This window comes from Candidatus Obscuribacterales bacterium (assembly GCA_019744775.1).
GTDB lineage: Bacteria > Cyanobacteriota > Vampirovibrionia > Obscuribacterales > Obscuribacteraceae > SBAT01.
On sequence record JAIETZ010000013.1, the window covers coordinates 147,946 to 161,179 of the forward strand.

10 protein-coding genes are annotated in these 13,234 nt (G+C 46.0%); 4 read left to right on the forward strand and 6 right to left on the reverse strand.

The features are described from left to right. The first annotated feature begins 13 nt into the window (after nucleotides 1-13). Genes K2Y22_17555 through K2Y22_17565 form a run of 3 tightly spaced genes read left to right on the forward strand, consistent with a single transcriptional unit; the run spans nucleotide 14 to nucleotide 5,893 of the window. Entirely contained in the window at nucleotides 14-2,386 is a 2,373-nt protein-coding gene (locus K2Y22_17555) for a glycosyltransferase family 39 protein (GenBank protein ID MBX9880269.1), read from the forward strand. Next, nucleotides 2,387-4,858 carry a glycosyltransferase family 39 protein gene (locus K2Y22_17560; GenBank protein ID MBX9880270.1) on the forward strand — a complete coding sequence of 824 codons (2,472 nt, stop codon included), beginning with the start codon at nucleotides 2,387-2,389 and terminating at the stop codon, nucleotides 4,856-4,858. It begins immediately after the preceding gene. Nucleotides 4,859-4,861: 3 nt separating this feature from the next. Continuing rightward, nucleotides 4,862-5,893 carry an AI-2E family transporter gene (locus K2Y22_17565; protein ID MBX9880271.1) on the forward strand — a complete coding sequence of 344 codons (1,032 nt, stop codon included), beginning with the start codon at nucleotides 4,862-4,864 and terminating at the stop codon, nucleotides 5,891-5,893. 85 nt (nucleotides 5,894-5,978) lie between these two features. Here the strand turns inward: K2Y22_17565 and K2Y22_17570 are convergent, their stop codons facing one another. Together K2Y22_17570 and K2Y22_17575 are read right to left on the reverse strand one after the other, a co-directional pair. Next, entirely contained in the window at nucleotides 5,979-6,503 is a 525-nt protein-coding gene (locus tag K2Y22_17570) for a hypothetical protein (protein ID MBX9880272.1), read from the reverse strand. Continuing rightward, nucleotides 6,500-7,594: a quinone-dependent dihydroorotate dehydrogenase gene (locus K2Y22_17575; GenBank protein ID MBX9880273.1), complete on the reverse strand. Its 1,095-nt coding sequence runs from the start codon at nucleotides 7,592-7,594 to the stop codon at nucleotides 6,500-6,502. Before K2Y22_17575 ends, K2Y22_17570 begins: the two co-directional genes overlap by 4 nt. A 118-nt stretch (nucleotides 7,595-7,712) precedes the next feature. On the opposite strand from K2Y22_17575, the gene K2Y22_17580 reads away from it, so the two are divergent. Next, nucleotides 7,713-9,044, forward strand: coding sequence for an MFS transporter (locus K2Y22_17580; GenBank protein ID MBX9880274.1), 1,332 nt, complete (start codon nucleotides 7,713-7,715; stop codon nucleotides 9,042-9,044). Here the strand turns inward: K2Y22_17580 and K2Y22_17585 are convergent. The 4 genes from K2Y22_17585 to K2Y22_17600 form a co-directional block, all read right to left on the reverse strand. Further along, the gene (locus tag K2Y22_17585) at nucleotides 9,031-10,260 is read right to left on the reverse strand and encodes a protein kinase (protein MBX9880275.1); all 1,230 of its coding nucleotides are present in this window, start codon (nucleotides 10,258-10,260) and stop codon (nucleotides 9,031-9,033) included. The two genes, K2Y22_17580 and K2Y22_17585, sit on opposite strands and share 14 nt — an antisense overlap. A gap of 1 nt (nucleotide 10,261) precedes the next feature. Next, nucleotides 10,262-12,157 (reverse strand): serine/threonine-protein kinase, encoded by a 1,896-nt coding sequence (locus K2Y22_17590; protein ID MBX9880276.1) that lies wholly within the window; start codon nucleotides 12,155-12,157, stop codon nucleotides 10,262-10,264. Nucleotides 12,158-12,259: 102 nt separating this feature from the next. Beyond that, entirely contained in the window at nucleotides 12,260-12,529 is a 270-nt protein-coding gene (locus tag K2Y22_17595) for a hypothetical protein (GenBank protein ID MBX9880277.1), read from the reverse strand. 90 nt (nucleotides 12,530-12,619) lie between these two features. After that, nucleotides 12,620-13,174: a tetratricopeptide repeat protein gene (locus tag K2Y22_17600; protein MBX9880278.1), complete on the reverse strand. Its 555-nt coding sequence runs from the start codon at nucleotides 13,172-13,174 to the stop codon at nucleotides 12,620-12,622. Nucleotides 13,175-13,234: the final 60 nt, after the last annotated feature.

The window sequence follows — 13,234 nt, forward strand, 5'->3', positions numbered from 1 at the left end:
AAGGGAGACATTCTTGTCTACAAATACCCAAAATGGGGAGATCAAGAGGCTCTGGCTGCCATTGTTGTTAATGGCAGCTTTGATAGCTATCAATTTCGTCTGCTTCGGCAGGACTCTTGGTGGCTACTATCTCGCCGATGACTATATACATGTTGCCTATTTGAGCAGAGTGTTTTCAGGGCATCCTGAGCTTTTATGGCAAAACTTTTATACCAATTGGCTGCAAACTCAGGGCACGCAATTCTATAGACCGCTTATCTCTTTGACTCTGGCATTGGACTATTTGTTTTGGGGAGTAAATCCACTTGGATATCACCTGACAAATACGTTGTATCAGTGTGCATCTTCGATATTTCTATTTCTACTTACGCGCAGGATGCTGAGAGAATTCGGCGAGCGGCAGGCTACAACAGTTGGATTTTTTGCGGCGGCAATTTTTGCAGCATGTCCCCTTCATGCCGAAGTTGTTAGTTGGATAATCGGCCGCGTTGATGGTGTTTGCACGGCGTTTTATCTTGCGGCGTTTTGGTTGTTTATATGCTGGTATCAAGATAGAAACAAAAAATATCTTTGGTTTAGTCTGGTGGCATTTGTTCTTGCTTTGCTGTCAAAAGAGATGGCTGTTACTTTGCCGCCGACGTTAGTCGTTTATGTGTTGTTGGCGCATTCGCGGGATACAAAGAACTGGATTGGACGTGTGAAGGAAGCCGCATGCGATACCTGGATGTTCTGGGCGATGCTCGGCGGATTTATGGTAGTTAGGACATTGTCGCTGGGGACAGTTGCAGGCGGATATATGGGCTCCATCGGCGAGGGACTTAGTGGGTCGTTCTACAAGCGGATGTTTCTTGATGGATCTGCTATGCGCGTGCTGTTTCCTTTTGATGCCTCAGTGTTTTCGTCTTTTGATAAGTTGCGAAAGTTGCTGATGAATCTCTATGTCATGAGCGGTGCGGCGGTTCTATTGAGATTAATATTCAGCTTTAAGCAGAATGGCATAACGAGATTCATTCCTTTTGCGATTTTGTGGTTTGTGCTTTCGATGATTCCGACGTATCAAGTATTCAACTTGACGGATAATTTGCAGAGTAGTCGGTTTATTTACATGGGGACGGCGCCTTTGGCGTTGTTGTTGGTTTTACTTGTTTATCCGTTGGTGGATTTGGAAAAGGGCGCATGCAATGCGCCCCTACAAGGCAAAGTGACGAGGATTGCTCAGTCCATAGGTGTTTTCTTGCTTGCTGGGTTTGTTGTTTGCTTTGTACAGATTGCGCAGGGGAATAACAAGCCGTGGGTTGCAGCAGGTAGAGAAGTGCGAGCCTTGCGGCATGAGTTAGAAAGGCGTGTTGAGGATCTTGATCCGAAAAAGAAGCTTGTTCTCTTAAACTTGCCGCAACGTGTGGGTGGAGCCCATGAGTTGTATAACGCTGCTATGTTGTGGATACTCTTGCAGCCACCTTTAACGTCTCCCGGTATTTCCGATAGGGTAGTTACTTTTGAACCGATGACTTATGGCGATTCGGAGATATTCATAGTCTCTCGATTGAGACAGATGATCGAGAAGAATCCGGAAGGATACGACTTCTATTCATGGGATCGCGAAAGAAATGCGCTGGTGCCTGTGCATTTAGAGTTAGCTTCCGGAGATATGAATTTTGCAAGCACCAAGTTGACTTCGTTGTCGCCGGAAAAAGATATGTTTGTTGTTTCGCCGGAAATGGAAATTGCTCCTGCAGCTGTTGACTTCGTAGATCTAGATGTGACTGTGCGCAAGAGCAAGAAGCCTGCATTGCTGTCGCTTTATTGGAATAGCGAGGCGGAACATAATTTCTTGCCACGACGAAGATTGACTCTCGCATTAGAAGCTGACGGTAAAGCGCATAGTTATCGATTCAATGTATCGGAGCACAAAAGCTGGGTAATGTCCGGCAATATATCGCGACTGAGAATTGATGTGCCGGAAGGTGCGACTATTAATAGGCTTGGTTTAAAACAAGGCAAATCGGAAATACCTTGCCTTATTCCTGATGATGCCACAGTTCGACTTGATATTGAAGGCGCTTATCGAATTCCTCAGGGCAAGGCTTTATTTAATTACGACGCGTCTTCAATTGCTCACGCCAAAGACGTTGCTGTGGAAATATCGAAACCGGATAGTTGGTTTGAGCACTACACAGGACAGTTGAGAGACCAAGCCTTATCGGATAAGAGTTTGAAAACATGGCGTCTGGGCAAAGTCAAAGGAAGTTTTGAGATAGATCCAAATAGCTTGCCGATAGCGGCGTATTACCAAGTACGCATCGCTGCAATTGATGCTAGCGGTAAGGTTTTGGGCTATGTATCCGATCCGATTAATTTACAAGTAAATCCAGTAAGGACTAATTAAGTGAGTCAATTAGAACAACAGAAAACTGAGTTTGAGCTGGAAAAAGCCACTTTGGATTTGCGGACGTCTAAGGTGCAAATGATAGTCGGAGCGGTGCTGGCTATTGTCACTTGCTTCATTGTTTATGCGCCGACCTTGCATGTTGGATTTCTGCTGGATGATTTTTTGCATCTGGATTATGTCGCACGTGCAGCTCATGGTGACTGGGGTGATTTTGTTCATAACTTCTACGGCAACTGGGCCGGTTCGGACATCATGAGATGTTATAGACCACTGTCCTCTACTTCGTTTTTCATTGACTATCTAATTTGGGGAGCTAACGCCTTTGGTTTTCACTTGACCAATACTATTTTGTTTGCTCTTTGTGCTCTGTTTGTCGGACTTACCACCTTGGAATTGACTGGAGCCTACGGCAACAGGCTAGGTGCTGTAGCGGCACTGTGGGCCGGATTGTTGTTTGCCGTTTATCCTTTGCACCCGGAAGCAACTGCTTGGGCTATTGGGCGTGTTGATTTGTTGTGCGGTGTTTTTTACTTTGCTTCGCTGTTTTTCTACACACGTTTTCGCTTGCTGCATGAAAAACCGTATTTTTGGCTTTCACTGGGTTGCTTCGTATTGTCGTTTGCCAGCAAGGAAATGGCGGTTACTTTGCCGGTCGCCGTTGCACTGTATGAACTTTTGATGGTTCGCAGCAGGACAACCAGAACTCTAAATAGAATGACGTTTGTTGGGACTTACTTTGTAGTATTGGTAACGCTCAGCATCATCAGAACTTTACTTCTAAGTACGGTTATTGGTGGTTACGAAACGTTGGGTGCTGACGGTCTCTTGAGTATCGTCGGAGTCTTTTTAGATAAAGCCACTCTTCTCAAGCTATTTGTTCCTATCAATGAAGAAGTTGCAATTGCAACATGGGTTATTCCGGCACTCTATGTTTGCTATGGACTAGTTGCTCTTTTGTTGTTGAGTCGATTGATTGTGCGTTCGGTTTCAATTCGACCATTTCTATTTTTATTTGCTTGGGCTGTAGTTCTAATTTTGCCGACGTTTCAGGTCTGGCATATTCATCCCAATCTTGTCGGTAGCCGTCTGTTCTTTCTGTCGTCTGCACCATTTTGTATGTTATTTGCGTTGGCGGCATTGCCGGCTATTGATGTTTTGAGTAAGCGAGTTGCCCGACTGATGACGCTTGTAGGGGCGGTGGCTCTATCTGTTATTTTCCTTTGCTGGGGCATTTTGCTGCAAGCGAATCTTGAACCTTGGATTGGTGCAGGTAAGTTGATGTCGGGACTACATTCGCAAGTAATAAAGTTGGCCGCTGAAACCCCTGAGGGTTCGCGCGTTTTGTTGCTGGATATTCCCCGTGACTATTCTGGTGCCGGACTTTTAACTAGACCACAGTATTTGTCGTTTATGGCTCAGCAACCTGTTAGCGATAAGGACTATAGTAAGAAACTGATTACAGTCGAACCTGTAATCTCGGGCAGTCACGACTTTATCTGGCCGACACAATTTAAGACGTTGTTGAAAAATAAAGCGGTCACCAGAGCCATGATTTGGAACCAATCCAATGGAGCATTTGTGCCTTGGACCGAAAGATCTAATGGAACAACCGATTACAAATTTGACTTTGCTGCTAACGGCGTCAAAGGTTTAGCTCTTGATCCTGCAAATACCATCTTGGCTGATGCTAAGTCATGGCATTTGATGTCGACTGTCGTTCCATGCATTGAAAGGACGGCTGATTCGGCAAAGGTCTATCCATCTGCTAGCGGGTTGATCATGTGGTTGCCTGTAAAAGGACTTGATCCTACAAAGGCAAGTGTCGTCATTGCCGACCTTAGCAAGGAAGATGCCGTAGGTTGTTCGGCTTGTTTGGGCGGCAAGGTTTCGCTTGCCTGGCAAGTAGCAGGTGACAGCAAAATCCACGAAGCACCAATAATGCATGGGCAACGAGGACATTACGTGCTGTGGATCGGGCGTTATCGTGCATGGACTTTAGCTGGAAATATAGAAAAGGTCGGTTTGTCCTTTAAACCAGGTGATTATCATGTCGACTTGAAGTCATTGACTATTGGCAGCGATGCAACAACAGTACCGAAGCTCAGCCTTATTGGAGTAACTGATGTAGTGTCTGCCTGGATGCATACAGTCAGATTCGGTGAGAAATTGCAGCTGACCTATGACGTCTCGGAAATTCCTAACGCCGAATTGATTAAGTTGTATGCGACCAAGCCAGGAGTCACGGCAGAAGCAAATGGTGAAGCAGAAATTGACGCATATATGCCTTTGTCTGCCCAATCTACGTCGATGAACGACTGGGAAATAAAAGGAGTAAAGGGCGTAGTTGATTTGCCGCAGGAAGTTTTGAACTCGAAAGGTGTGCATCAAATGCGTATAATTGCTCTGGATGCAAACGGTTCGATGATTGGATTCCCGAGTGAACCTATTACGATTAATGTTGCGGAGTAGTCAATGAGCGTAGTCAAAGAAGTTAAGGACCACTGGAGACAAGCCTTTCCCGTATTTTTGTTCTTTGGCATATTGCTGTCCTTGATATTCATTTACGTTATGCGCGGTCTGATAGTCAACCTTTTGATTGCTATTACTCTGGCTGCCGGAATTGCTCCTGTTGCCGAATGGGCTGAAAAAAGAGGAATACCGCGGATTGTGACAATTGTCCTGCTCTATATGGGTTTCGGACTTGTTTACGCGGCGCTTGCGTATTTTCTGGCACCAGCTCTCTGGGAGCAAGCTGCTCAATTGTATGAGAATGTTCCGCACCAGATGGCCGGACTGACAACTTGGTACAACCAATTGCTTACGATGGCTGGACAGACGCCGGATGCATTGTCCCTTGAGTGGACCGACTTTCGTGATCCTGTCTTGAAGATGGTCAAGCAGACATTGAGTTTGACGACTGGTCTTGTCGGACTAATGCTTAGCTTCATTCTTATTCTGTTTTTGACAGCATATTTTGTAATTGAAGCCAATCAAATATGGAAAGGACTATTGTCCTGGCTGCCTAAACATCGTCGTGAGAGAGCTGCATCTTTAATTGTGCCTCTCGGTAATTGCATGGGCGGATATGTACGCGGACAAATTCTAGTAAGTATTTGCGTCGGCTTATTCCTTGGCACGGGATTGAGTCTTTTAGGAGTGCATTATGCGCTTGTGCTTGGCGCGTTAGCCGGCGTGCTCAATTTGATGCCATTTGTTGGCTCCATGCTGACGGCGTCTTTTGCTGTAGTGGTTGCTTTCAATCAGGACCCGATGTTGGGATTAATGACAATTGGTCTATTTGTGCTTGAGCAGTGGGTGGAAAGTAATATCATTGTGCCGCAATTGCTTGGTAAAGCTGTTGACGTACATCCGGTAATTATTCTCTTTGCCATCTTAATCGGTGCATCACTGATGGGTGTAATGGGCGCCTTGGTTGCCGTGCCGGTTGTAGCTGCGAGCTTGTACCTGGCTGACGAATTTTATGTAAAACCGTTAAACGAGTAGCAAGTCTTACGACTCGAACTTCGCATCGCTGCTGGAAGATTTCTCGACTTCGGGCTGCGCCCTCCGCTCGAAATGACAAAGGGGGCTATTCTTTAACCAATGTCGCGGACTTGAGGAAGTCTAGCCATTTGGTGCGTTCGGCTTCGCTCAGGAATTGAGTTTTTTTGACGTAGTGCACCATGTGTATGCCTTGCTCGCCGAGGATGATGCGATCCATTTCGTCTTGGTCGGGGTCTTCTTTGGAGCCATTGAGAACCCATTCGACAATTACATCGTTTGGTTTGTTGAGGTAATACATGACTTTTACGTTTGGCTCTTTCTTTCTAATTTGTTTGATAAAGCCGGCAGCAAACTCTTCGCAATTTATCTTTTCCTGCAATCCCGGATAAAACTCAAAAGTGATGAGTTCCTTCCAGTTCTCGACGTTCTGTCCTTTAGGCACGAATTCTAGGATGTAGACTTCGCTCGATTTATTTGACCAACCTAATTCCCAATCTTTTTCATCAATGGCAAAATTCAGTTTTATGGCTTCATGCCACTCTTCTGCAATGGATGCCTGAGGAACCATCAGCACACTTAAGCAGACAAGAATTTTCAGCAGATTCTTCATGCTTTTATTCTGCCTTCTGATCCGATTGCCTCTGTTATGGACATCCCTTGCGATTTGAGCAATGCCGACAACTCTTCGCAAATTTGTTTCGGCAATGTGGGCCCTTCATAAATTAACCCGGTATAGATTTCTACAACAGTTGCACCGGCGGCAATGTAATCAAAAGCATCTTGTCCTGAAAATATTCCACCTACGCCAATAATTGTTTGATTGGCGTCTTTCAATTTCGCGATGCGACGGCACAAAGACAATCCCAAGTCTTTTAGTGGACGTCCACTTAATCCACCTGTACCAATCTGTTCGATCATTTGAGAATTACTGCGCAGAGACTTGCGTGTTGTTGTCGTGTTACCGCAGACATAACCGGCAAGATTGTTGCCGATAGATTCTTCCACCATGTCGTGCAACAACTCGTCACTGCTGTCTGGTGACAATTTGACAAACAAAGGCAATTTTCCTAAGTTCAATTTTTGCACTTCCGAAAAGATAGTGCCAAGTTGTTTTTTCTCTTCCAGTATTCCTTCTTTGGTATTTGGACAACTGGCATTAATCGTCACGTAAATAGCAGGCAGATCTTTTACGGCTTTGAAGCTGTGGAGAATATCTTCGACGGCGAGATCACCTTTTATCGAAGGGTCGTTTGTTTTTGCGATGTTTATGCCGATTGGTAATGAGAGATTTGTTGTTTTAAGCCGTTGCGCAACAACTTCAGCTCCATCTCCGTTTAGTCCTAATCTGTTGATCAATCCCTCGTCATCGACCAAACGAAAGAGCCTCGGTTTGGGATTGCCTGCGCTTGGCTTGCCGGTGACGGAGCCAATTTCCGCAAACCCGAAGCCAATGTTTCCAAGCATCGATGCCAACAAGCCGTTCTTGTCGAAGCCGGCAGCTAGCCCGACTGGATTTTCCAGTTTGGTGCCGGCAAGATTTACTGAAAGGTCCGTACCTTGATATTTGAGGTCATTTGCAAACAGCGGAAATAAGGAGCCTGCCAAGTGTCCAGCTTCATGCGCCAGTCTGTGTGCGGACTCCGAATCGAGCTTGAAAAGCAGTGGTCGAATATATTGCTTATAGAAAAGGGCGTGATCCATATATAACAGGATATAACACGCATTAAATTAGCGGTGAAAGCAACTCATAGAATAAAATCGAATAAAAAGCATGCGAACTTCCGATAACATATAGGCGTTGCCTTTAGAGGAAGAAACAATGCTTGTGGAAGAACGACTGAGCGCTCCGATTACTCATTCAGGAAAGGACGCGGCATCGCCTCGTGAAATCTCTGCCTGGGTGATATATCACTTTGCCAACTCAGGTTTTTCCGCAGTTGTGCTGACGGCGGTATTCAATGCATTTTTTGTAAATGTGATCGCTAAAGGTGCCGGCTTTGATCAAGGCACTTCCACACTTCTCTGGACATTGGTAATTGCTGTAGCCAATCTCTTTGTCGTTGCCAGCGCTCCGGCTTTAGGTGCACTTGCTGACTACAGCGCAGCGAAAAAGAAAATTCTTCTAGTCGCCACAATAGGTGGGGTAATATTCACCGCGCTTCTTTCTCTGACAGCTCCAGGAACAGTCGTACTTGCTTCAGGTCTTCTCATTGCTGCATGTTTGATGTGCGCCACGGCTGAAGATATGATCGCGGCATTTTTGCCTGAAATTTCCACGACTGAAAAAATGGGACGCACATCAGCCTATGGTTGTATGGCTAGCCACCTAGGTTGCCTGCTTGTTTTGGGACTTTGCTTGGCATACGTTAGCTGGGCTCAGTCAATGGGACAAACAGAAGCACAATTTGTGCCGATGACTATGATAATTGTTGCTGCCATTTACGCTGTCTTTTCCGTACCGATATTTTTGTGGTTGAAAGAGCGTGCTGTTGAGCAACACTTGCCGCAAGGACAGAGCCTTTGGCAGCATGGATTTATAAGATTGAAAGAGACCATGAATCATGCTCGTCATTTTCAAGACTTGTTCCGGTTTTTAGCCACGCTTCTAGTCTATTCAAGTGGAACAGCTACGGTTGTTGTCTTAGCGGCCGTTTATGCGCAACAAGTGATGGGCTTCAAGTTGAATGAAACCATCATTATGATTTTGCTGGTAAATCTAACTGCAGCTATTGGAGCATTTGCATTTGGTTTTGTTCAAGACAAGCTTGGTTCAAAACCAACTCTGGCAATCACACTTGTGCTTTGGTGTATAGCTATTTTGATGACTTTTGTCACCACCGATAAAACAATGTTTTGGGTAGCAGCAAATCTAATTGGCGTTGCTATGGGTTCAAGCTATTCTGTCGGACGCGCTCTGGTTGGACAATTTTCACCTCCTGATAGAGCCGGTGAATTTTTTGGTCTCTGGGGATTGGCAATGAAAACAGCAGCCATAATTGGACCCATCAGCTATGGGCTTATTACATATTTGAGCGCCGGTAATCACCGCATGGCTATTGCCAGCACAGCAGCATTTTTCATCATCGGTTTGATAATGCTTACGACTGTCAATGAGCGCCGCGGACGCGAAGCAGCTCTTACAACGAAGTAAGTACAGATTGCAAATCTGTTTTAAGATCGTCCATCGATTGATAACGATTCATCGGATCGAGTTCAAGCGTCTTTCTCACGATGTCGTTGAGCAAGGGCGGAATATGCGCTTCCGGATTTAGATCCATCAAGTGGGGCGGTCTTTCATGCAAACGCTTGTGAATGGTTTCCATGACGGTTTCGCCATGAAATGGTGCTTCGCCGGTAAGAGTCTCGCATATCACGCAGCCTAGTGAAAAAATATCCGCGCGCTGATCTTGTTTGCTGCTTGTGCACTGCTCAGGACTTACATACAGCGGGCTGCCGCAAAACTCGCCGGTGCGAGTCAATTGCTGTGAGGTATCAAGTAATTTGGCAATTCCGAAATCAAGCAGCTTTGGTATCTCTTCGCCGTTTTCTTCAGACAGCATGATGTTGCTGGGTTTGAGATCGCGATGGATAACGCCATGATCGTGAGCGTAAGATAATGCATCGCAGACTTTTACAAATATATTTATCGCGCGACGCACTTCCAGCCTTTGATTCAACACAAGCAGATTATATAGAGTGCGCCCCTCAATGAAATCCATCACCATAAATGGTCGACCATCACTGAGAACTCCATAGTCGTGCACCGTGGCTATGTTTGGGTGTTTCAAGCTGTCCACTGCTTGAGCCTCTCGCTTGAAACGTGCCACCACAACTTGATCGGTGGCATATTCTGGACGCAAAAGCTTAAGTGCAACAAGTTTGTCCAGAAATTTGTGGTGCGCTTTGTAAACCATACCGACGCCGCCTTCTCCTATTATCGAGATGATTTGGTATTTCTCGGCAATAATGGCGCCGTTTTCAAAATGCAAAGTGCCTTTTGGTTGTTGTCGCCGCCTAATGAGCGCCTTAATGCGCATGGAAAATTCCTTGGGATTAAACGGTTTTGTTAAATAGTCATCGGCGCCGGCATCGAAACCCGCCTCTTTGTCTTCCATCAATTTTCTGCCGGTGAGCATCAAAACAGGAGTCGTTCCGCCGGCGTCTCGAAAGTTTTTGAGAATGTCAATGCCGGACATGCCGGGCAATTCCCAGTCGAGTATAAGCAAATCAAAAGTCGTCTTTTGCAGGCATTGAAATGCATCTAGTCCATTATCGAAAACATTGACCTGGTACTCTTCCTTAAGCAAGCGCTCGTGCATCATCGCTCTTAGATCATCGTGATCTTCTACGAGCAAAATGCGAGGCATTTTATTTCCCCTGCGGACGATTAGCATTTTCAATTTGCGCCAATCGTTTTTCTACAGCTTCCGCTTCAGGAAAACGACTTGTCTTTCTAAGTAGATCTGCATAGTCTCTCAATGGTTCGTCAAGACTTATGTCGTTGGGCCCTTGAGTTTCGTATGCGCTAATTGCCTTTTTGTACATCGCCTCGGCTTCAATATATTTGTCTTGGCGCTGGTACAACAGTCCCAGGTTGGTCAAAATATCGGCAGTAGCTGGATTGTTGGCACCAAGAGTGGCTTCTCTGATTTTCAGGGCGCGGCTGTATTCGTCTTTCGCCTGTGCGTACTTGCCTGTTGCAGAATGAAGCATGCCGAGACTGTTGAGAGTCACTGCAGCAGATTCATCGTCTGGCTCGCCATCTTTAGATTTTATTGTTAGTGATCTTGTGAAGAAGTCTTCCGCTTGCTTGAATTTGCCTTGCTTGCGGTAAATGGCACCTAGATTGTCCAGACAATCGGCCACTTCTGGGCTTTCGGGACCATTGAGTCGTTCGCGAATTTGCTGGCTGTCAAACAAACATTTCTCTGCTTTCTTATAGTTTTCTGTCAGCCTGTACAAAGCACCTAAGTCATGCAAGCTGTCGCCCAATTTTTCGTTTGTAATTCCAAGTTTTTTTGCTTCAATTACAGCTTGCTCAGTCGAGCGAATCGCTTTATTGAAGTCATATTCCTGCACGGCCTTTTCCGACTCGTCCGTCAATTCTTGCCAACGCTTGCTGGCTAGGCTCTGTTGATATGGACCTTGAGGTGAAAGCATAGCCCAGCCTATGAGCAAAATACCTGCTAGGACTCCGGCTCCAATGCCGGCGTAAAGTTGCTTTTTGCTTACAGGTGGCTGCCAGCCTGTTGCTCTCAATGTCGGAGCTTTTCCGTGACTGTCTTTCCAGTCTGTAGGTCCTCCGGCAATTAGTAGGTCTTCCTTGAACTCTGCCATTGTTTGATAACGTTTGTCAGGCTCTTTGGCAAGCGCTTTCCAAACAACAGCCTCGATTGCTTCAGGAATATATTCTTCAGGAAGGGCATCGGCAAAATGCGGAGGCTCCTGAACAAGGTGTTTGTTCATGGTGTCGACGGCGTTGCTTCCGAGGCATGGCGGACGACCTGTTAGTGTTTCGTAAATCACACAACCCAGTGAATAAATGTCAGAGCGCACATCAAGTTGTCTGCCCAGGATTTGTTCAGGGCTCATGTACAGCGGTGTGCCGAAAATTTCTCCAGTCTGCGTGAGCTTCACTGCCTCTTCTCCATCACGCGGAAGCATTTTGGCAATTCCAAAGTCGACCACTTTGACTATCTCATGTCCATCCTCATCAACGGTGAGCATGATATTTGCCGGCTTAATGTCTCGGTGGATGATGTTCTTGTGGTGGGCATGTGTGAGCGCGTCGCAGGCTTGCGTGAAAATTTCTACGCAGCGTTTTACTGGTAGATGCTTCTGTTGTTTGACAATATCGGACAGGCTTTCCCCCTGCAGGTAGTCCATTACTAGATAAGGTAAACCTTGCGATGAAAGACCAAAGTCAAAAACCAAAATGACATTAGGGTGAGTAAGCGCACTTACAGCCTTTGCTTCCTGCTGGAAGCGGCTGATAGTAACAGGGTCGCTTATTAAGTCTGCATGCAGCATTTTAATTGCCACGATGCGGTCCATGAGCAGGTGCTGGCCCTTATAGACTACACTCATGCCGCCGCGTCCAATCTTGGACAAGATTTTATAGCGCCCGGCCAGCGTAGTGCCGATGAGCGAGTCTTTCAGCTGCAGCTTGGTGCCGTCCAAGGGGCAGGTGTCATTTATGCCAGGAAAGTCCGAGCCGCAGGTAGGGCAGGACTTAGTCAGCTCTCTTTCAATGCTTGATTCCATTGGAATTTGAATCCCCTAAAGAACTAGTCTAAACGAGAAACAATTACTTGGGTTGCTTATGTCAAGGCGATTGAAATATACCTCTATTTTGGCGGCTGATAATTAGTACCATCTACGATGTCTTCTATCCCAATAAGCCTCCCTATCCCATCTGTTGTGATGTTTGTACCAGCCTCTATGTAATCCATTATCGCGGCGATAGTATGGATTTACGTACGCTCTGCGTCTAAAGTTGTCGCGGTAATAAGGACTGCGGTAGTGCGTTCTACCATCAAGATCTACATACACTGATTGTCCTTGAGCAACCTGCGGCATGCTCAGCACGGAAACAAACATTGCTGTACTTAAGGTGAACCAAGCTAATCTCTTCATATTTAAACCTCCTGGGCTCAGGAAGTTTCGATGCTGTATGGGAGGAGAAGTTCCCTTTTGTTAGATCTTGAGACAGTTTGGCACAATCAACTAGTCTGATTCGTCTATATCACTTAATGGCTGTACATCAAGGCTGCGACCGCCGCTCATCATACTTGTTACCGTAGCAAGTTCGGTGACGAGTTTGGCACGGTCATTTGGGGGCACATCTAATTGCAATGCACTGCCCAAGGCATCACGTGCTTCTGAATATTTCTTCTGCACGTATAAGACGCTGGATAAGCGATGCCAGGATTTCCAGTCGCTTGATCTTAGACTGAGAGCCTTACGGTAAGCAGATTCTGCGTCTTCCATCTTGCCGCCGGATGCCTCAATGGCGCGTCCTAGATGATAGAAATATTTGTGGTCGTAAGGATAAAGGGTAATGGCGGCATTAAAATGCTCGATGGCTCGTTGATATTGCTTTACTTTCATATCAGCCATACCGGCCTGGAATTCGGGTTTGGATGACTGCCACTGTTCGATGCTTCCAACACCAGGGAATGTGTCTTTGACGACGACGACCTGTGTTTGTGCCTGCACAGGCATTTGTATGTTGATGGTTAATGACAAAAGCGCAATTATTGGCAAGATTCTAGCTCGCATTATGCCTCCAGTTTTTTGGGTATGTCTAACCTGACTTAGCTATGCCCGATTATGCGACCA

Excerpts from the sequence above, each read along its gene's own strand:
- K2Y22_17565 (MBX9880271.1), top strand. The coding sequence starts at position 4,862 with ATGAGCGTAGTCAAAGAAGTTAAGGACCACTGGAGACAAGCCTTTCCC.
- K2Y22_17575 (MBX9880273.1), bottom strand. The coding sequence starts at position 7,594 with ATGGATCACGCCCTTTTCTATAAGCAATATATTCGACCACTGCTTTTC.
- K2Y22_17595 (MBX9880277.1), bottom strand. The coding sequence starts at position 12,529 with ATGAAGAGATTAGCTTGGTTCACCTTAAGTACAGCAATGTTTGTTTCC.
- K2Y22_17580 (MBX9880274.1), top strand. The coding sequence starts at position 7,713 with ATGCTTGTGGAAGAACGACTGAGCGCTCCGATTACTCATTCAGGAAAG.
- K2Y22_17590 (MBX9880276.1), bottom strand. The coding sequence starts at position 12,157 with ATGGAATCAAGCATTGAAAGAGAGCTGACTAAGTCCTGCCCTACCTGC.
- K2Y22_17570 (MBX9880272.1), bottom strand. The coding sequence starts at position 6,503 with ATGAAGAATCTGCTGAAAATTCTTGTCTGCTTAAGTGTGCTGATGGTT.
- K2Y22_17600 (MBX9880278.1), bottom strand. The coding sequence starts at position 13,174 with ATGCGAGCTAGAATCTTGCCAATAATTGCGCTTTTGTCATTAACCATC.
- K2Y22_17585 (MBX9880275.1), bottom strand. The coding sequence starts at position 10,260 with ATGCCTCGCATTTTGCTCGTAGAAGATCACGATGATCTAAGAGCGATG.